This is a genomic window from Vibrio sp. A1-b2 (genome assembly GCF_021726015.1).
Lineage (GTDB): Bacteria > Pseudomonadota > Gammaproteobacteria > Enterobacterales > Vibrionaceae > Vibrio > Vibrio diazotrophicus.
Genome location: NZ_JAKKCI010000011.1, coordinates 68,174 through 89,091, shown reverse-complemented (window position 1 = coordinate 89,091; position 20,918 = coordinate 68,174). Strand labels below are relative to the sequence as shown.

Sequence of the window (20,918 nt, the reverse complement as noted above, 5' to 3'; positions counted from 1 at the left end):
TAAAACTCAGTCAGTGTTGTATTGCTGCATCCTTAATGCTTGCTCAGATGGCTTATGCGGTTGAGGAGTTACAGGACTATACCAAAACATCGGGTGTTGCTGGCAGTTTGCTGTCGGTAGGCTCAGACACACTTGCAGGTATGACAACACTGTGGGTTGAAGAATTTCAAACGCTCTATCCGAACGTCGATTCTCAGGTTCAGGCATCCGGTTCCGCCACTGCTCCACCTGCGTTAACGGAAGGTACTGCGCAATTTGGTCCAATGAGCCGACCAATGCGCATGAGAGAAATTGAAGCCTTTGAACGCGCTTACGGCTACAAACCCACAGAGCTGCGTGTCGCGATTGATGCTATTGGTGTTTTTGTCCATCGTGATAATCCGATTGAAGGACTTAACTTCAGCCAGCTAGACAGCATTTTCTCGGAAACACTGCGCTGTGGAGCCGCTAAGTCATCGAAAACTTGGCAAGATCTGGGGCTGAGCTATGACTGGGCAAAACGTGGTATACAAATGTTTGGGCGCAACTCAGTATCCGGCACTTATGGCTACTTTAAACAGAATGCGCTTTGCGGCGGTGATTTCAAACGCAATGTGAACGAACAACCGGGGTCAGCTTCGGTGGTTCAGTCAGTGGCATCATCAATTAACACCATAGGCTATTCTGGTGTCGGCTATCAGGTGTCGGGCGTGAAACTTCTGCCGATTGCCAAATCCGGTACCGATTATGTATTGCCGACCCACGAGAATATCCTTTCCGGTCAGTATCCTCTTTCCCGTTATCTGTTTGTTTATGTAAACAAAAATCCTCTGCGTGATTTAACGCCGATTCAGCGAGAGTTCATCCGATTTATCTTCTCCAAACAAGGGCAAAGCCTAGTAGCAAAAGACGGTTATGTGCCGATTTCTGCTGAAATAGCCAGTCAAGAGTTGCAGAAAGTAGGGATTGAGTAAGGGACAAAAAAGCCTCGTCGTGATTCGAGGCTTTTTAATGAACGGGCAAAATTAGAATTTCAGCTCCCAACCGACGGCACGCCAGTACTCTTGTTCTGTGAGTAAATCGGCATGCAGCAGTTTGTTGTTTTCCAGCCAGTCTTTATCAACACAGCTCAATGTCCACTCATCATCTTTGGCGCTTAAGGTGAGTTCTGGCAATGGATCATCATTACGTTGTCCGTTGACCAAAATAGCCAGACGTAAAACGCGGATCAGACCAGTAATGTGTTTCTTCTTAAACAGAGAGAAGTCGGTCATTTCATTGAGCTTTAACGCTTTGCGTTGGAAACGAACCAAGGTTGAAAGTACCAGTTGTTGTTCACTGTTAAAGCCCGGCATGTTGGTATGACGCAGGATATAAGCGGAGTGACGATGGAATGCTTGTAAGCTGATGCTCAAACCTACTTCGTGCAGCAATGCGCTCCATTCCAGTAGATCAAACAATTCGCTGCCTGCTTTTAAGCCGAGTTCAGAGGATACGTTGTCGAGAAAATCGCGTGCGTAGCCTTTTACCTGAGCGGCATGTTCAAGGTCTACTAAGTGTTTAGCCGCAAGATTCTCTGTGGTGCGTAGACGAATATCAGAATATTTAAAGCGATCTTCCATTTCGTAAAGCAGACCTTCACGCAATGCGCCGTCGGAAAAGTGCATCTCTTTGATATGAAGATCTTTAAATATCGCAGACAGAATCGCGACACCCGCAGCAAATACCGGCTTGCGATCATCGGTCAGAGTCGGCAAATCAATATCATCAATCTTGTTCCATTCGCACAGCTTGTCGATCAACTTGTTTAATCGATCAGGTGTAATAATGCCGTCTTCGTCGCCCAAACCGATCAGAACTTCGTGAATCGCTTTGATGGTACCTGAAGAACCAAACGCACTTTGCCAGCCTTTCTTACGATACTTAGAAGCCATAGACTCCAGTTTTTGCTCGGCGGCTAAGATGGCTTGTGCAAAGTTTTTCTTCGACAGTTTGCCATTGGCAAAATGCTGGTGGGTGTAACTCACACAGCCCATCTGTTTACTGTTGACCAGCTCAGCTTCAAAACCTTTGCCGATGATCATCTCAGTACTGCCACCGCCAATATCCACCACTAGCATCGAATCAGACTGAGGTTGAGTGTGAGCAACACCGAGGTAAATCAGACGAGCTTCTTCACTACCGGGGATGATCTCGATAGGAAAAGGCATCACTTCACGAGCACGCTGGATAAAAATGTGTGCGTTGTTGGCGCGGCGCAGTGTGTGGGTAGCTGCAATGCGAACATTCTCAGGTTCAAAGCCCTGAATTCGTTCCGCGAACATGGCTAAACACTCAAGACCGCGTTCAATTGACGGATTATCAAGATTACCGAGAGAATCCAACCCAGATGCTAAACGAACCCGCTGTTTATGACGGCTGATAAGTTGCAAATCTTGATCGACGACTTTAGCAACGACCATATGGAAACTGTTTGAGCCTAAATCAATGGCGGCAATTTCACGGCTTGAAATGGGTTGGTTCATAGGCGGTAACTTACTCTTGATGGGCTATAGCCCCTTGTTTACGTGTCTGTTTTTCTACATTTTTAAGATAGTCATAAATCGCTATTTGAGAACGTATTTTTTTACGATTACCACGTTTCACATAGCTGTTACTCATCTCTTTATCTATAACACGCGCTTTTACCGTATCTGTAAACTGAATGTTTAATATATCGATGATTTTTTTCTTCAAACGCTCATCACGAATAGGCGCGGTAACTTCGATACGGTAATCGATGTTACGTGTCATCCAGTCAGCAGAAGATATATAGATTTGTGGGTCGCCATCATTGTGGGTCATAAACACACGCGGGTGTTCCAAGAAACGGTCAACGATGCTGATCACTTCAATGTTTTCACTTACCCCTTCCACACCCGGAACCAGTGAACACATGCCTCGGATGATCATTCTGACTTTCACTCCGGCTGCACTGGCGCCATAAAGTTTGTTAATCAGACCTTTATCGACAAGATTGTTCAGCTTAATGGTGATAGCCGCTTTTTTACCTGCTTTGGCATTAGCGATTTCGCTGTCTATCAAACGGTATAAACGGGTTCGCGAGTTTCTCGGTGAGACAATCAAATGGTTAAATTTAACTGGACGGAATGGGTTTTCAATGTAGTTGAAAACGCTGCGAACTTCCGTTGTCAGCTCCTCATCGGCGGTCAGCAGAGAGAAGTCGGTATAAATACGGGCTGTCTTTTCGTGGAAGTTACCTGTACCGATATGCGCGTAACGGACAAAGTTGTCGTTTTCTTTACGCGTAATAAGTAATAGCTTGGCATGAATCTTCATCCCTGGGGCGCCAAAGATAACGTGTACGCCAGCTTCGGTCAGAATTCGTGACCATTCAATATTAGCTTCTTCGTCAAAACGCGCTTGCAGTTCTACCACCACAACTACACGTTTACCGTTATGAACCGCGTCGATTAAGGAATTCATCAAACGTGAATCTTTTGCTACGCGATAAACGTTAATTTTTATGCTGATGACTTTCGGGTCAAAAGACGCTTGTCGTACCAATTCAGTAATGTGGTCAAAGCTGTGATACGGATAGTGAAGCAAAATGTCTTTGGCTTTGATTGCTTCAAACGAGTTAGGGTAACCATCAAAATCAGCGCAACTTAGCGGCGGTAACGGTCTGTTTTCCAAGTAATCACGGCCAAAGTTAGGAAAACCAATGAAGTCTTTAAAGTTGTGGTAGCGGCTGCCCGGCAACAAGCTGTCATAGTGGGAGATTTTTAGCTTTTCACATAAGAATCGCAGCATGGCTTCCGGCATTTCACGCTCATACACAAAGCGAACGGGCATCGCCGTCAAGCGCTGGCTTAAACCTTCGGACATTTGCTCCAACAAACTGTATTCAACCTCGTGGCCTAAATCGTATTCGGCATCACGAGTCATTTTCATTGAGTAGCCTGCGATACTGTCGTAATCGAAAAAGCCTTGGAAAATACTCTCAAGACAGTAACGAATAATGTTATCCAGCAAGATGATGGTTTTACGACGTTTACCTTTTTGCTCTGGCACCATGACAAAGCGAGGCAGATGATCGGTCGGGATTTCGATCAGCGCATATTGGCTGTGCTCACCTTTTTTCAGCTCAACAGTGATATAGGCGTACTCGTCTTTGAGGAATTGAAGAACGTCAATGTCGTCACGCATCAGCAGGGGAGTGATATGAGGCAGTACTTCTTTCTGGAAATACTTTGTTATCCAACGTTGCTGAGCTTCATCAAGTTGGGTCTCATTAACCAGAAAAATACGTCGCCTTGCCATTTCTAAGATCAGATCACTGTAGAGCTGATCAAAATCTTGGTTGAGTTTGTAGGCTTTGGTTTGCATTTGCGACAGCAGATGCTTGGATTCGTCGCTGCCACCACGTTCGCGGTTGATGAGGATCAGGCGTTTTACGTCGGCAAATCGTACTTTGTAAAACTCATCTAAGTTATTGGAAAAAATGCCTAAAAATCGAATTCGTTCGATAAGGGGTACGGTTTTATCTGCGGCTTCCTGCAATACGCGTTCGTTAAATGAAAGCCAACTTAATTCCTTGTCGATATACAGCTTATCCGTACTCATGATACACCTACTGACTAGTTCTTTGACGTTGATAACTGTGGCCGTTAACTATGGTAGCTAACTCATGCAAAATATTGCTCCAATGTGACATTTTTATTGCAGTGAGTATTTTTGTTCTTAGAGTTGTTTTATTTTCAGTTGTTTAATGCGCTTTGTAATATAATTGTCACCTAAAGGAAATAGTATGACAAATTGGTTAAATAGGTAGATTTTTAAATGGTTCAAAGCACATTTTCATTGAAAGAACGAGATCAGAAACGATTAATCAAAGATCGTTTGGTTCGTCTTGCAGTGACATGCGGTGGCGTCAGTGTGCTCGGGGCTTTGGTACTGATCTTTATCTACCTTGGTATGGTCGTTCTTCCTCTGTTTTCTGATTCAAAGTTGGAACCTAATTTTGCCAGTCAGCCTATTTCGGCTTCTGCACCTCAGTATCTGGCGATTGATGAATATGGCGAGCGTGGTTTTATTGTTCGTTCAAACGAAAGCGACAAAGATGCGAGCGCCGAATTTTGGTTGCTTAACCACGAGAAAAGTTCTCCGATCTGGATTGAGCACCTCAACATAAAACCGACTGTGTTTGCTACAGCAACGCGAGATTCTGGCTGGTTTGCTATGGCGGATAGCGAACGTAATGTGGTTGTAGTTCGCCCCCAATTTCTTTATTCAATGACCAAACAAGGGCGAGGTTTTACGCCTGAACTTGAACGCCTGCCATTACCTAAAAACTTTAAGCTTTCTCCTCAAGGGTCAACGGTTCAGCAATTCAGCTTTGCGGTCACTGACGAGGAAACGGTGTTTGCCAGCTATCTTGATGACAGCTCTGTGTTGGTTCGTTGGGTGGATACTTCTGCACAAAATCAGCAAGGAGAATTTCGCTTTCCGACTCAGTTTGGCAAAGTCGACCAATTGGTACTGACACCGGATGCAAAGACCTTGTACATTCGTTCAGGCACAGACCTTGTGGTGGCGCTTCGTGATGGGGTACGTTTTCACATTCGTGAAGTTGTTGATTTGAGCCTTGGTGATAGTAAACACCAAGTAACGGCCATTACGCTTCTGTCCGGTGCTCATTCTCTGTTGGTTTCTCACAGCGACGGTTTGGTCTCGCAGTGGTTTGATGTTTTGCATTCAACAGATTCACAAGAGGGCGAGCGTAAGCTTACGCATATCCGCGAGTTTAAGTTGGCATCAGAAATGACCATGCTGCTGCCTGATACCTATCGCAAAGGTTTCTACAGTTTTTATAAAAATGGTTCGGTTCAAAGTCATTACACCACCAGTGAAAAACTGGTGATCTTTGAACGTGCCTATTCCAAAGCACCGACATTGGCTGCGATGTCAGATAACGAGCGTTATTTGGCGACTTATTCTGATGGCATTATCAGTGTCGCTGAGGTGGATAACGGCTATCCGGAAGTATCATTTTCATCGTTGTGGCAGAAAGTGTGGTACGAGAGCTACCCAGAGCCTCAGTACGTATGGCAGTCGACATCCGGTGGCGATGATTTTGAAGCTAAATTTAGTTTGATGCCTATCGCATTCGGTACATTGAAAGCAGCGTTTTATGCCATGTTGTTTGCTGTGCCAATTGCTGTTTTAGGGGCTATTTATACTGCCTATTTTATGGCGCCGAAAATGCGCCGCGTCGTTAAGCCAACCATTGAATTGATGGAAGCTTTGCCGACGGTAATCATCGGTTTCTTAGCTGGGTTATGGTTTGCTCCGATCGTTGAGACGAATCTGGCGTCTATCACTGCATTGTTTGTTCTATTACCTGTCGCTATCTTTATGGTTGGGCTGATTTGGTCGTGGCTACCACGTTCAATTATGCGTAAAGCTCATGGCTGGCACTCTTTAATATTGATCCCTCTGTTGATTGCTTTTGTCGCTTTGATTTTATCGTTTACCAGTGAAATCGAGATGTGGTTGTTTGATGGCGATGTGCGTTTGCTATTAGCGTCACACGGTATCGACTTCGATCAGAGAAATGCGCTGGTGGTTGGTTTTGCTATGGGCTTTGCGGTGATCCCGACCATATTTACCATTGCTGAAGACGCGATTTTCTCGGTGCCGAAACACCTGTCTGACGGTTCGTTAGCTTTAGGAGCAACGGCATGGCAGACGTTAATGAATGTGGTGTTGTTAACAGCGAGTCCGGGTATTTTCTCAGCCATTATGATGGGCTTAGGTCGAGCTGTGGGTGAGACGATGATCGTCTTGATGGCAACCGGTAACACACCAATTATGGATTGGAATATTCTGGAAGGCATGCGTACTTTGTCTGCAACCATAGCGGTAGAGCTTCCGGAATCCGAAGTAGGCAGTTCGCATTTTAGAATTCTGTTCTTGGCTGCATTGCTTTTATTTGTGTTTACATTTGCAGTGAACTCGATCGCTGAGTGGGTTCGTCAGCGTCTTCGTGCTCGTTATCGTTCACTGTAACGGGTTGGATAGCTAAATGTCGTTATTGAAGTGGTTTAAATCGGGCTCTCCTTGGATATGGCTTACTGGCGGTGCAGTGAGCCTAAGTTTGATCTCGGTTCTTGGATTATTGCTGTTGATCGGCTGGAAAGGATTAACCTATTTCTGGCCTGCACCTCTGTATCAATGGCACAACTTAGCAGAGCCTAACAAAGTGATCGTCGGGCAGCTATACGCTTCTGAAAGTGTGCCTGTCAGCCATTTGAAAGAGATGAATATCACTCTATCTGCCGAAGCTTTGGAAGAGGGAACAGCAGAGCGCTTAAGCATTAAAGTTGCAAACCGAGACCTCTATCAGGCGGATTTTATTTCACTGCTGGCAGACAACGTTTCTGCGCCTGAAAAGCCAACGGGTTGGGCGGTGATTGAGCGTACCCGTGACGGACAGTTTTTTGGTAAGCCTGTCGGGTTTGAAAAAGCCGATGGTGAGAGCAGTGCGTATATTTCAACGCTTCTTGAGCGAGGATTGCAAGAAGTGACGACGTTGCGTGAGCAGATCGATACAGTGATTGAACAAGAGATTCGGGTTGTCAGCAGTGCTTCAGAAAAGTTGAGACTGGAGAGAAGACGTTTAGAGCTCAATGGTAAGTTAACCGATGAATATCAGGTTGCCTATCAGCAACAAAAGCAAGTTCTGGATGAAAAACGAAAACAAGCTGAAGAACATCTGGATTTACTGAGAACTCAGCTAGGTCAGCAAACTCTAATTGTTGAAGACATGGCAGGAACTCGGGTGAGAATTCCAGTGAGTCATATTCTGGATATCTGGTATCCGAATGATATGAATGCTTTGGAAAAATTGACCCAGTGGTCGAAACAGGTTTGGGCATTTTTATCTGAAAATCCACGCGAATCTAACTCCGAAGGCGGTGTGTTCCCTGCAATCTTTGGCACTGTCTTTCTGGTGTTGCTGATGTCGGTGATTGTGATGCCTCTTGGCGTCGTTGCTGCGGTTTATCTGCATGAATACGCCAAAGACAATACTTTTACTCGCATTATTCGCGTAGCAGTCATCAACTTGGCCGGTGTACCGTCGATCGTTTATGGCGTCTTTGGTTTAGGCTTTTTTGTTTACACCATAGGTTCATCTATCGATAGCGTGTTCTATGCAGAGCGTTTACCAGCCCCTACCTTTGGCACGCCGGGTTTGTTATGGTCAGCGTTGACATTGGCAGTATTAACGCTGCCAGTGGTGATTGTCACCACTGAAGAAGGGTTAACCCGTATTCCGAATTCGGTACGCCACGGTTCATTAGCATTGGGCGCAACACAGTTTGAAACCATTTGGCGAATTGTTCTGCCTATGGCTAGCCCTGCTATGATTACAGGACTGATATTAGCGATAGCCCGTGCTGCGGGAGAGGTTGCACCATTGATGCTGGTGGGTGTGGTAAAAATTGCCTCAAGCTTGCCAGTGGACGCAGAGTTCCCTTATGTTCATTTGGAACGTAAGTTTATGCATTTGGGCTTTCATATTTATGATGTGGGTTTCCAAACCACCAATATCGAAACCGCGCGCCCTTTGGTTTATGCAACGTCATTTTTGCTCGTCACTGTTATTGTGGCTTTGAACTTAACCGCCATCAGCATTCGTAATAATTTGCGCGAGAAATATCGTACTTTAGGACAAGATTAAGCATGTTTTCTGTTAATCAAACTTTGGGCTATCAAGCTCCGTTGGATGTCAACAATCTAACTGACCAGCAAACCTCAATTTCAATTGAAGGTTTGAGTCTTTTCTATGGTCAGACAAAAGCGTTGAGCGATATCTCCATGCGCATTCCTAAAGGACAAGTGACAGCGTTTATCGGTCCTTCTGGTTGTGGTAAGTCGACCTTGCTGCGTTGTATTAACCGTATGAACGATCTCGTGGAAGCCTGTCGTGTAGAAGGTGAAATCAAGCTGCATGGTAAAAACGTTTATCATCCGGATGTGGATGTTGCCACACTCAGACGCCGAGTGGGCATGGTGTTTCAGCGCCCCAATCCGTTTCCTAAATCTATTTACGAGAACGTGGTTTACGGTCTACGTTTACAGGGAATAAAGAACAGCCGAGCGTTAGATGATGCAGTGGAGCGTTCTCTGCGAGCTGCTGCACTGTGGGACGAAGTAAAACATCGTCTGCACGAAAATGCGTTTGGCTTATCTGGTGGTCAGCAGCAGCGTTTGGTGATTGCTCGCGCGATTGCTATTGAACCTGAAGTGCTATTGCTGGATGAACCGACATCAGCTCTTGACCCTATTTCGACCCTGACGATCGAAGAACTGATCCACGAGCTGAAAACCAAATATACGGTTGTGATTGTTACTCATAATATGCAACAAGCGGCAAGGGTGAGTGACCATACCGCCTTTATTCATATGGGAAAATTGATCGAGTACTCAGATACGGACTCTATTTTTACTTCGCCATTGAAAAAGAAAACCGAAGACTACATTACTGGTCGATACGGATAAACGAACAAAAGCAGTTTTTGCAGAAGAACTTTGCGAGTTAAGGAACCATCATGCAGTTAGGTCGCCACATCTCTGGTCAATTCAACGTTGAGCTTGAATCCATTCGTACGCATGTATTAACCATGGGTGGATTGGTTGAGCAGCAGCTTTCGTTTGCGATGCAAGCGGTGAATAAGCAGGATATTGAGCTTGCAAGAAAAGTGGTGCGTGATGATCACAAAGTGAATGCAATGGAAGTATCGATTGATGAAGCATGCACTCGCATTATCGCTAAGCGTCAGCCTGCGGCAAAAGATCTGCGTTTGATTATGGCGATCATCAAAACCATTACTGATCTCGAACGTATCGGTGATGTTGCAACCAAGATGGCCTATGTGGCAATTGAAAGCCCTTCCTCTAAAGAGAGTCACTTTCAGGTGTCTCTAGAACCGTTATGTCGCAGTGCTGTAGCCATGCTGCACAAAGTTTTGGATGCCTTTGCTCGTATGGATGTGGAAGCTGCAGCAGAAGTCTATAAGCTGGATGATAAGTTAGATAAAGAGTACGAATCTGTGATTCGTCAGTTGATGACTTATATGATGGAAGACCCGAAAAACATCCCGCATATTCTGCAAGTGATGTGGTCAGCTCGTGCGATTGAGCGTGTTGGCGATCGTTGCCAGAATATCTGTGAATACATCATCTACTTTGTTAAAGGCAAAGACGTTCGCCACTTGGGCGAACAGTCTATAGACGATGCGTTACGTTAAAATTGAACGCTAATCGTCAGCACTAAAACGATTTTACAATTTCTACGACTTTGCGAATGGCTTCTGGATTCGTCACAGGGACGATGAAGTCATCGAGGTTTTGATTGCCCATTTTGGCGCTATCTGCCACCAACGTCATGTGGCTTGCCCGCGTTGATTTTCCGGATAAGTGAACTTCTTTGACCAAGGTTTGAGTGACAATGGTTTCCACGTTGTCACTTGATACACCGGCTCCCGCCATAATGGATAAGCGTCCATCTGCAAGCTGTACCATGTCTGCGATGACATCTGCCCCCGCTAATGCATTGCTGGCGAGACCTGAAGTTAGTACTCGCTCACAGCCGAGTTCGATGATGTCTTCTAATGCTTGGCGATAGTCTTGGCATTGATCGATAGCGCGATGAAAAGCCACACCTAATCCATTGAGTTTGGCGTGATTGACGATTCGGGCGCATTTCTGAATATCAACCTTCCCTTCAGCGGTAAGAATACCAAACACGATACCTTGTAAGCCCGCTTCAGCCGCCGCATCAATGTCATACAACATGGATTCCATATCGTCTTCATCGTAAAGGAAATCGCCTTGGCGAGGGCGGATCATGGCATAAACAGGAACAGACGAAATGTTTGCTGCTTGCTTCATTATGCCAAAACTTGGTGTGAGTCCACCTAAAGCCAAAGAAGAGCAAAGTTCGATGCGGTTGGCACCGCCTTCGATCGCTAAATGTAGAGATTCTAGATTGTCGATACACACTTCGATGTTGTAGTTCATGATGGGCTCGCAGCTGTTTGATGTGGGGATAAGTGTATACCAAACAGCAGTAAATTCATTGCTTGCAATCGGTAAAGCTGTCATTGGTATCGATAAACGAACCCTATGTGCCATGGAAGGCACATCGGAGCGCCATGGATGGTTGGGCGTGTTCGTGTTCGATGCCAATTAACGGCTATAAATAAAAAAGCTCAAAGCGGATGCTTTGAGCTTTTACAAGACTTTACTTCTTAACTGATTGGCGGTGCGTTATCGCTTTATATATTGTCCAACCATTAACCCGAGTTGAGCGCGGGCTAAGAAGTGATTACTTTTTGCCTAAATCGTCTGAGTGCTCAGATAGGAATGCTGCAACACCTTTAGGAGATGCGTCCATACCTGCTTTGCCTTCTTCCCATTGTGCTGGGCAAACTTCACCGTGTTTTTGGTGGAAGTTTAGTGCGTCAACCATGCGTAGCATTTCGTCGATGTTACGGCCTAGTGGTAGGTCGTTAACCACTTGGTGACGTACTAGACCGTCTTCGTCGATTAGGAAAGAACCACGGAAAGCAACGCCAGCTTCTGGGTGCTCAACATCGTAAGCTTTTACGATTTCGTGCTTAACGTCAGCAACTAGAGGGTATTTAACTTGACCGATACCGCCATCAGCGATAGCAGTGTTACGCCATGCGTTGTGAGAGAATTGAGAATCGATAGAAACACCGATCACTTCAACGCCTTTCGCTTGGAAGTCTTCAAAACGCTTGTCGAATGCGATCAATTCAGATGGGCAAACGAAAGTGAAATCTAGAGGGTAGAAGAATACAACTGCTTTCTTACCTTTAGTGAATTCTTTGAAGTTGAATGTATCAACGATTTCACCGTTACCAAGTACCGCAGCAGCAGTAAAATCAGGGGCTTGACGACCTACTAGTACCATTTTTTTGCTCCTAAGCATTAAATTATGATAAGCCGACTCTCATTGTTGTCGGCTTAGTCCATGTATGTACGAGACAAACTATAGTACATTTTCTTAAATAGAAAAAAGCGAATTAAATAGATTAACTTAATCGAAAAAAGCGATAATAGACCAAATCATAATTCACTGAACCGAAATACCTCAAAGATAATCATTACTATGAATAAATGGCCAAGCTTAAAGCAGCTTCATTACTTAGTGACACTGCATGAAACCCGCCACTTCAGCGAGGCGGCATTACGTTGTTTTGTGAGTCAATCTACCTTGAGCAAAGGCATTCAAAACCTTGAAGAGTTAATTGGTTGCCCGCTGTATGAAAAGAAAGATAAAAAAAGCCCGCTGGTTTTTACGCTTGCCGGAGAGCAAGTAGTAAAAAGAGGGCGAGAGTTGCTCGCTAAAGGACAGGATTTAGTCGAAGTCGGTAAACTGTGTCAAACCGATGCGATGGAAGGGCAACTGAGATTGGGCTGTATCCCGACAATTGCACCGTTCCTGCTGGTGGATTTGGTGCAAGAGGTAAACTTACGCTATCCGAAGTTGCATCTCTTGTTACGCGAAGATACTACCACAAACCTGCTTCAGAGTTTGCGGAATGGAGAGTTAGATGTCCTGATCCTTGCTCTACCGATGGATATTGGGAATTTGGAAAGTCGTATTGTCGGTCGAGATGCTTTTCGTATGGTGATCAGCCGTAATCAAGCTGATGCTATTCGTGTTCCCATCAAATACGCAGACTTACCTGATGAGTCTGTCTTCTTGTTAGAGAACGAACACTGTTTAACGGAACACGCCGTTTCGGCCTGTAAGTTAACGGAGAAAGAGAAGATTAATCCATTCACAGCAACGAGTTTACATACTTTGGTACAGATGGTTGCGAATGGATTGGGGACGACGTTTATCCCACAGATGGCGATTGAACACGGTCTTTTAGAGAACCAGAATCTTGTGGTCATCGATCCTCCTGGTCAGCAAGCTTATCGAGAGATCGGATTAATATGGCGTCCAAGTTCGTCTCGCAGTCATACTTTTAACCTCCTTGCGGATTTGCTTTCAGAGATGTTGTAGCGATTAGTCGTATATCCTCCCAGTTGAGGTTTCTGCTTTTAACAGACTTTGAACGCCTTATTCGCTCTCTGCTAAGGAGAAACTTCAATTGGTTCACAAATATAGACGATCATCTTATAGTTAAAACGCACTGGAAATGGTGCGTTTTTTAGTTTTTTATACTTTTTGAATCGCTTTTTCTGTGAAATTTCACAAGACTAAAAATTATGAAGCTTTCATAAAATTGTAAAAATTCACAAAGTTAATTTTACAGTTTTTGTCTTGCTCGGTGTTTAAAGAAAAAACGTTTTTTCCGTCTAAGCTACCACCACTTCTGTACTCTTTGATTTTCAATGCGACTTTGCTGTTGTTTAAAGCGATTTTACACTTCGATTTTTATTGTAATTATATTACGTAATTAATTACATTTTTCTTACTTGCATAGTGCCTAAAATATCAACCGAACAAAACTTTGAATTTCGCCGATATGTATTTTTTGGCTTTTACTGAACCCCTTTGTAAGTTAGTGTTTGTTTAGGTTTTGTAGACCTATGTCTAGTCTTAAATACGTTGAAGTCTGATGTTATTTGAGGGATTGTATAGACATGGAAAGCAAGGAAGGCTCAACAAATTAAAATTCAATTTGTAGTTTTAAAGTTACAAATGAAATTTTGAATAAAAAGGAAGAAGATATGTTCGCTCAAACGTCAGATTCGAATATCGCTCTCGAGAGAGATGCTAGTTTTTGTTCCCGATTAAAAATTACTGGAGAGCTCAACTCAGAGCACGAAGCGATTTTTCCTATTGAAGCGCAAGCTTTCTTATCGGAACTGTGTGTTCGATATGCAGCAAGAGTCGATGAGTTACTTGCAGAGCGTGAACGTAAGCAGCAAACAATCGATAACGGTCAGTTGCCGGACTTCCTGAGTGAAACCAAAGATATTCGCGAAGGAAGCTGGAAAATCCTCGGCATTCCGAATGATCTTCAGGATCGCCGCGTTGAAATTACGGGGCCAACCGATCGCAAAATGGTGATCAATGCACTGAATGCAAACGTAAAAGTATTCATGGCTGACTTCGAAGACTCAATGTCTCCAGCTTGGGATAAGGTTTTGGATGGTCAAATCAACTTGCGAGACGCAGTGAATGGCACCATCAGTTATACCAACCCAGACAACGGTAAAAACTATCAACTCAAGGAAGACCCAGCAGTATTAATTTGTCGCGTTCGAGGTCTGCATCTACGTGAAAAACATGTCACGTTTGACGGACAGATTATTCCGGGAGCGTTGTTAGATTTCGCTTTGTATTTCTTCAATAACTACAAAGCTCTGTTGAAAAAAGGCAGTGGCCCTTATTTCTACCTGCCAAAACTGCAAGCGTATCAAGAGGCGAAATGGTGGAGTGATGTTTTCCATTTCACCGAAGACTACTTTGGGTTAGAAACCGGCACCATCAAAGCCACGGTACTGATTGAAACACTGCCTGCAGTTTTCCAGATGGATGAAATTCTGTTTGCACTGAAAGAACACATTGTTGGCCTCAACTGCGGTCGATGGGATTACATCTTCAGTTATATCAAAACACTGAAAAAACATGCTGACCGTGTACTCCCTGACCGCCAAGTTGTGACGATGGATAAACCATTCCTCAACGCTTACTCGCGCTTACTGATTTATACCTGTCACAAGCGTGGAGCATTTGCGATGGGAGGTATGGCGGCATTCATTCCAGCCAAAGACCCACAAGTGAATGCACAGGTTCAGGACAAGATTCGCAATGACAAATTGTTAGAAGCGAATAACGGTCATGATGGTACGTGGGTTGCTCACCCTGGGCTTGCCGACACTGCAATGGATGTTTTCAACCAAGTACTTGGTCAACGCAGTAATCAGCTCGACATCAGCCGTATGTCTGATGCGCCTATCACCGCCGAAGAACTATTAGCGCCATGTGAAGGCGTAAGAAGTGAAGAGGGGATGAGACACAACATTCGCGTTGCGCTGCAATACATCGAAGCTTGGATCTCCGGTAATGGTTGTGTACCGATTTACGGACTGATGGAAGATGCCGCAACTGCAGAAATCTCGCGCACATCAATTTGGCAGTGGATACAACACGGAAAGTCGCTGGATAACGGTCAGACCGTAACCAAAGAGCTGTTCCGTCAGTATCTTGCCGAAGAAATTGAGGTGGTGAAATCAGAACTGGGTGAAGAACGGTTTAACTCTGGCAGATTTAGCGAAGCCGCTGAGCTGATGGAGAAACTGACCACCAGTGATGAGTTGACCAATTTCTTAACCGTACCGGGTTACGAATATTTAGATTAAGCAAAACCTATAACCAATAACAACATTAACGTGAAACAAAAATAGTCAGATCAAAATCAGCGAATTCAGTGCTGATTGCGAAAGGACGCTCATATCAAGAGGGATAGATTATGACACTGACACGCCGCCAACAAATTGAAGCGTTAGAAAAAGATTGGGCAACGAATCCTCGTTGGAACAACGTAAAACGCACTTATACCGCTGAAGAAGTAGTGAACCTGCGTGGTTCAATTACTCCAGCAAATACGATTGCACAACGTGGTGCAGAAAAACTGTGGTCACTGGTTAATGGCAGTGCCAAGAAAGGTTATGTGAACTGTTTAGGTGCGTTAACCGGCGGTCAGGCTGTACAGCAAGCAAAAGCGGGTATTGAAGCGATTTACCTATCAGGCTGGCAGGTTGCTGCTGATAACAACACGGCATCAACAATGTATCCAGACCAATCACTTTACCCTGTAGACTCCGTACCGAGCGTGGTTAAGCGAATCAATAACTCGTTCCGTCGTGCGGACCAGATTCAATGGTCAAATGGTGTAACACCAGAAGAAGGCGTTGATTACTTCCTACCGATAGTTGCCGATGCGGAAGCCGGTTTTGGTGGCGTACTCAATGCTTATGAATTGATGAAGTCTATGATTGAAGCGGGTGCGGCAGGGGTTCACTTTGAAGACCAACTTGCATCAGTGAAAAAATGTGGTCACATGGGCGGTAAGGTATTGGTTCCTACTCAAGAAGCCGTACAAAAATTGGTTGCAGCACGTTTAGCGGCTGACGTTGCAGGCACCACGACTCTGGTTATCGCACGTACTGATGCGAATGCGGCAGACCTGCTTACTTCAGATTGCGACCCATACGATGCTGACTTCATTGTCGGCGAGAGAACCAGCGAAGGTTTCTATCGTGTACGTGCTGGTATTGATCAAGCGATTGCTCGTGGCTTAGCGTATGCACCTTATGCTGACCTTGTTTGGTGTGAAACAGCAAAACCGGATCTAGATGAAGCTCGTAAGTTTGCTGAAGCAATTCTTGCTGAGTACCCAGATCAACTGTTGGCCTATAACTGTTCGCCTTCATTTAACTGGGAGAAAAACCTTGATCAAGAAACCATTGCTAAGTTCCAGCAAGAGCTTTCTGATATGGGGTACAAGTACCAGTTCATTACATTAGCTGGCATTCATAACATGTGGTTCAACATGTTTGAGTTAGCACACGCTTACGCTCAAGGTGAAGGTATGCGTCACTATGTTGAAATGGTTCAACGTCCTGAGTTTGCTGCGGCTGAAAAAGGCTACACCTTTGTTGCTCACCAGCAAGAAGTAGGAACAGGCTATTTCGATAAGATGACCAACACTATCCAAGGCGGAAATTCATCGGTTACTGCCCTTACTGGTTCCACCGAAGAAGACCAGTTTTAAAAACCATTGATAATAACTTTTTCTGTGCATGAACTTTGAGCGGCTTAGGTCGCTCTTTTTTATTGGCAAAATAGTTACAAATAGAAATATATTTCGTCGTCAATGTTAGAAGTAGGGCGTAGGAAATTTCTTTTATTATTTTGTGTTATTTTTAAGAATGTCATAACTTTATAAAATTCATAAAGTTATAAAAAAATCTAAAATACCCATTGTTTGACTTTCCCTCTAGCTACATAAACAATCCCAAAGTTCGTCTGTACTTTACAAAGCCTTCGGTTAAGTGAGGCTACGTAAATTCGTTAACATTCACGTTGTAGAAAGTAAATTGATACCAATGAAAGAACTCGCAGCCTTAATTGTCGATGACAACCCAATACAATTAAGTGTAATGGAACGCCAATTAACAAAATTCGGCATCACCAATCTTATGGCCTGTAACAGTGGTCAGGAAGCGTTGCGTGCTGTTTCTGAACATCAGTTTGACATTATATTTAGTGACATAATGATGCCCGAAATGGATGGCATCAGTTTGATCCGTCATCTGGATAATCTTGGTTATCAAGGTGCTTTGGCTATTACCAGTAGTGTCGAAAGCTCTATCGTTTCTTCATTAACTTATATGAGCAAGAAACTTGGTTTTTCCAATGTTTATGAATTAAGCAAGCCTGTGACGGATGCGGTTTTGGAAGAGATGTTTCAAAAAGAAGCCATCATCAAGAAAACTGCGATTAAACAGAAACTAAAATCGGTTGATATGGAAGAGTTGGTTAATGCTCTACAGCAAGGTCAGTTTAAAAACTACTATCAGCCACAGTTAGACTACACCACCGGCAAGATTGTTGGGCTAGAAGCGCTTGCTCGTTGGGTTCACCCGAGCAAAGGTATGATTTTTCCCGATATATTTATCCCGATGTTGCATGACGGAGGAATGGAGTATCACTTGTTCAAAGTCGTTCTCGATAATGTGTTGTCTGATCTTTCTGAAAATCGAATTCAATGTCGTGTGGCAATTAACGTCACACAGCAAGATCTTGAAATTCCAAGTTTTGCCGATTATCTGTTGGAGCAATGCACTCATCACGGGGTTGATCCTAGTCTGATAACGCTTGAGCTGACCGAGCAGGATATCTACAACGAATCGATTGAAATGATCACCAATGTAACACGCATGCGTTTATATGGTGTGGGTATCTCAATTGATGACTTTGGTACTGGTAGCTCGTCTTATCTCAAGCTCTCTCATTTGCCATTTACTGAAATTAAAATCGATAAGAATTTCGTATTCGGCTGCCTGATCGATGCAACAAAGCAGTCGATCATACGCAGCATGTGTACACTTTCTAAAAGTTTACATATCAATCTCGTATCTGAAGGGGTTGAAGATGACGCCACTTGGAAGCTAATGCAGAGTTTGGGTGTGGATGTCTGTCAGGGATATTTGACGGGGAGACCAATGCCAATTGAAGCTCTCAGTCTTTTTGATGTTCATCAGCACTAAGTGGCTCACTACACATCCATGATGCGCTACTTTAAAATCTCAGTTGTTGCTCTTCTTGTTAGCACTTCTCTGTTCTACGCCATTATATCTTTCAATATGGAAAGACTGGTAAACGGGAAATTCACCCATGTTGATTCCATCGTAAAAACGTTAGAAATCAAAAAACAGAAAATGATTCTTCTTGGGCTGCTGGCTGAAACTGAGCGTCAGTTACCTGTGCTAATCAATGATTCAAATCTTGAGGAGTATGAAGTTTACAGTTATGCCGTTGAAGGGCATGAAGAGCTGACAGAAAATGAGCGCACCATCATCCGAGTCATGCAGCTCAGCAATAAGTATGTTCCTTCGCTATTCGATTCCAAAGATGTATTTATGTACTTTCGTTCTTATGAAGGAAAGAAGATTTTTACTCATGAACTGCTCCCTGACTTTCCAATTTCAGAAGAACTTTTCGGTATTGAACGTTGTAGCATAACCGAAACGTGCTCGATATATGCTCGGCCATTTCAATTGATCGATAGAGTCATTGTCTCCCCTGTGTATAAAGACTTATTGTCAGGTGCTTACATTATGTCTATGTCGTCACCGGTAAGGGACTTTTCCACCAAAAAAATCGTTGGTGACTTTGTTGTCGATCTTCACATCCCGGTGTCTTGGGATCATGGTTTAACGTTTAGAACAGAAAAAAACAACAGCTTTAAAAGTACCATATTTGAGCATATGAATATTAACTTTGGCCGTACTTATACCCGTGAACACATCACTGATAATCGAAGTCGGATCATTTATAAACTCTCATCATCGAATATTGCCATTGAATTTTTCTGGCTATGGGCGATTCTCTTTGTTTGTGCTTTCTTTGTTTACTGGAAATGGGACGATTCCCGCTATAGCCGTAATCTGCTTAAGAAAGTGCTTATTTCAGCAAATGAAGACGAACTGACTGGCTTGTACAACCGTAAAATATTCAAAGAAGACGAATTCATTTTTGCAACATCAAATAAGAAAACCAGTGTTATTGCAATTGACGGCAACAAAATAAAGAAAATTAACGATTTGTTTGGGCATGCGATTGGAGATAAAGCGATCAAACATATTGCGGACTCGATGAAAACCGTATTTGGTTATGATGGATATCTGGTTCGAAACGGTGGCGATGAATTCATTGTCGTATTGCCAGATTGTGACATTGACACTGCTGAAGCACTCGCTGAACAACTGAAAAGTGAAGTCCGTTCGTCTGTTATCGAACCAACGAGTATGCGGGTGTCAGTGGCTACGGGTGTGACTGAAAAACAAGAGTTTGAGAGTATTGAAGCTGCCATTTTACGAGCAGATGAAAGCTTATACCGAGACAAATATCAGCTATCTCGCTCTAGCTAAATACTTTCTATTTACCCTGAAAAGCTGCCTAACAAGGCAGCTTTTTTGTAGCTCGATCTCAGCGTATTGAGTTGAAGTGACAGCTTTAGGTTCCCTTATTTGCTGAATGAATGCAGGTACTTGGCAAAAATAGGAGCAACAGTTTCTAGCAGTGATAGCTTGTATTCACTCTGGCAGCTTAGCGTTCCTACAATGGCATTTTTATACATCAACGGAAGGGTATAGAGTAGTTCGCTATTCTTGGTTCCTTGTGACACTGCTATTGACTCTCCTGTCTCTGCGTTTTTCCATTCCAATGTTATAAATGAGACCGCATCCAAATCCTTAATCAGGCTGATAGCTGATTCTAGCTTGTTTTGGTGTGGTTCAGAGTTGAGCAGAATAATCGAGATCTTGGAGAGCAATACGTTTTCTTCTACTGCCAGCTCTAAGGCTTGATTGTTTTGGCTAAGTGATTGCTCCAACCCTGAGTAGATATGTCCCATTTTTTCCGCCATACGATGAAAAGTGGAAGACAGCAGACCAATTTCATTATTGAGGTGGTAATCAAGCGTAATATCGAAGTTACCCTGACGTATGTCTTGGCTCGCATTAGATAATTGAACGATTGGACTAACGACTTTATGGTTAATGTAATGAACAAAGTATGTCACGATTAGCCCGACGAGTAGTACACCGACACAGCTTGCCCAGATTAAATAGTGAAGTTTGTTTTCTGAATGAACTTGGATGTTACACACCAGTTCATCAATGATATCGACAAAACTTGGAATGATAGGCAAAACTTCTTGCTCTCTTTGTGTGAGCAGCTTTTCTTTGATGCTTTCCCAATGTCTAACAACTTGAAAATAGTGTGTCTTGATCTCGTCAGTCGAGTGCCAGTCTGTAACAGATTTTAGGGCGTCTGAGTACAATACTGAGTCATATTTCTCTATGTATTTGAGTTTGTTCTCTGAGTTGTTTGTTGTGATGTCATAAGCAAGACGATAGCTTTGCATTCGTAAAGAACCAGAGAGATTAATAATTTCTGCATCTTTATCTAGAGAGATAAAAATAAGTGCTGAAAAAAGGCTGATCACAGTGCACAGAGCAAAAATGAGTGACATCGAATAGGAGGTTATGCCTGAAATAGATTTGTACTTTTTTAATTTCATAAGGTTGTAACGCAGATACGGATTAAGAGAAACATGACGACTTCGGCAGAAAAACAAACAGCCGGATTA

The 20,918-nt window shown here is 43.6% G+C and carries 16 protein-coding genes; 11 read left to right on the top strand and 5 right to left on the bottom strand.

Features of this window, described 5'->3' with window-relative positions; genetic code table 11:
• Positions 1-35: 35 nt before the first annotated feature.
• Positions 36-953 (top strand): phosphate ABC transporter substrate-binding protein PstS family protein, encoded by a 918-nt coding sequence (locus L3V23_RS18520; protein WP_237292728.1) that lies wholly within the window; start codon positions 36-38, stop codon positions 951-953.
• 51 nt (positions 954-1,004) lie between these two features.
• Here L3V23_RS18520 and ppx read toward each other — a convergent pair whose 3' ends face one another.
• Positions 1,005-2,504 (bottom strand): exopolyphosphatase, encoded by a 1,500-nt coding sequence (ppx, locus tag L3V23_RS18515; RefSeq protein ID WP_042489609.1) that lies wholly within the window; start codon positions 2,502-2,504, stop codon positions 1,005-1,007.
• Positions 2,505-2,514: 10 nt separating this feature from the next.
• Positions 2,515-4,605, bottom strand: coding sequence for a polyphosphate kinase 1 (ppk1, locus tag L3V23_RS18510; RefSeq protein ID WP_102965339.1), 2,091 nt, complete (start codon positions 4,603-4,605; stop codon positions 2,515-2,517).
• A 216-nt stretch (positions 4,606-4,821) separates the two neighbouring features.
• On the opposite strand from ppk1, the gene L3V23_RS18505 reads away from it, so the two are divergent.
• Genes L3V23_RS18505 through phoU form a run of 4 tightly spaced genes read left to right on the top strand, consistent with a single transcriptional unit; the run spans position 4,822 to position 10,295 of the window.
• Entirely contained in the window at positions 4,822-7,050 is a 2,229-nt protein-coding gene (locus L3V23_RS18505) for an ABC transporter permease subunit (protein ID WP_102965340.1), read from the top strand.
• A gap of 16 nt (positions 7,051-7,066) precedes the next feature.
• On the top strand, positions 7,067-8,725 hold the full coding sequence (gene pstA, locus L3V23_RS18500; protein WP_102963924.1) for a phosphate ABC transporter permease PstA: 1,659 nt from the start codon (positions 7,067-7,069) through the stop codon (positions 8,723-8,725).
• A 2-nt stretch (positions 8,726-8,727) separates the two neighbouring features.
• Positions 8,728-9,546 (top strand): phosphate ABC transporter ATP-binding protein PstB, encoded by an 819-nt coding sequence (pstB, locus tag L3V23_RS18495; protein WP_102954635.1) that lies wholly within the window; start codon positions 8,728-8,730, stop codon positions 9,544-9,546.
• A gap of 50 nt (positions 9,547-9,596) precedes the next feature.
• Positions 9,597-10,295, top strand: a complete 699-nt coding sequence (phoU, locus tag L3V23_RS18490; RefSeq protein ID WP_042489618.1) for a phosphate signaling complex protein PhoU — start codon at positions 9,597-9,599, stop codon at positions 10,293-10,295.
• A 22-nt stretch (positions 10,296-10,317) separates the two neighbouring features.
• On the opposite strand, the gene L3V23_RS18485 is transcribed toward phoU, so the two are convergent.
• Positions 10,318-11,067, bottom strand: a complete 750-nt coding sequence (locus L3V23_RS18485) for a copper homeostasis protein CutC (RefSeq protein WP_102965341.1) — start codon at positions 11,065-11,067, stop codon at positions 10,318-10,320.
• Here L3V23_RS18485 and L3V23_RS18480 point away from each other — a divergent pair.
• Entirely contained in the window at positions 11,066-11,239 is a 174-nt protein-coding gene (locus L3V23_RS18480; RefSeq protein WP_180980269.1) for a hypothetical protein, read from the top strand. The genes L3V23_RS18485 and L3V23_RS18480 overlap by 2 nt on opposite strands.
• A 135-nt stretch (positions 11,240-11,374) precedes the next feature.
• On the opposite strand, the gene L3V23_RS18475 is transcribed toward L3V23_RS18480, so the two are convergent.
• Entirely contained in the window at positions 11,375-11,986 is a 612-nt protein-coding gene (locus L3V23_RS18475; RefSeq protein ID WP_042489622.1) for a peroxiredoxin C, read from the bottom strand.
• Between the two features lie 198 nt (positions 11,987-12,184).
• On the opposite strand from L3V23_RS18475, the gene L3V23_RS18470 reads away from it, so the two are divergent.
• From L3V23_RS18470 to L3V23_RS21440, 5 genes are all read left to right on the top strand, one after another.
• Positions 12,185-13,090 (top strand): hydrogen peroxide-inducible genes activator, encoded by a 906-nt coding sequence (locus L3V23_RS18470; protein WP_102954636.1) that lies wholly within the window; start codon positions 12,185-12,187, stop codon positions 13,088-13,090.
• A 671-nt stretch (positions 13,091-13,761) separates the two neighbouring features.
• Positions 13,762-15,399 carry a malate synthase A gene (gene aceB, locus L3V23_RS18465; RefSeq protein WP_102954637.1) on the top strand — a complete coding sequence of 546 codons (1,638 nt, stop codon included), beginning with the start codon at positions 13,762-13,764 and terminating at the stop codon, positions 15,397-15,399.
• A 110-nt stretch (positions 15,400-15,509) separates the two neighbouring features.
• Positions 15,510-16,814 (top strand): isocitrate lyase, encoded by a 1,305-nt coding sequence (gene aceA, locus L3V23_RS18460; RefSeq protein WP_042489629.1) that lies wholly within the window; start codon positions 15,510-15,512, stop codon positions 16,812-16,814.
• Between the two features lie 334 nt (positions 16,815-17,148).
• Positions 17,149-18,312, top strand: a complete 1,164-nt coding sequence (locus L3V23_RS18455; protein ID WP_102965342.1) for an EAL domain-containing protein — start codon at positions 17,149-17,151, stop codon at positions 18,310-18,312.
• Positions 18,313-19,695 carry a GGDEF domain-containing protein gene (locus L3V23_RS21440; protein ID WP_146029093.1) on the top strand — a complete coding sequence of 461 codons (1,383 nt, stop codon included), beginning with the start codon at positions 18,313-18,315 and terminating at the stop codon, positions 19,693-19,695. It begins immediately after the preceding gene.
• A gap of 95 nt (positions 19,696-19,790) precedes the next feature.
• Here the strand turns inward: L3V23_RS21440 and L3V23_RS18445 are convergent, their stop codons facing one another.
• Entirely contained in the window at positions 19,791-20,801 is a 1,011-nt protein-coding gene (locus tag L3V23_RS18445) for a type IV pili methyl-accepting chemotaxis transducer N-terminal domain-containing protein (RefSeq protein WP_237292726.1), read from the bottom strand.
• Positions 20,802-20,918: the final 117 nt, after the last annotated feature.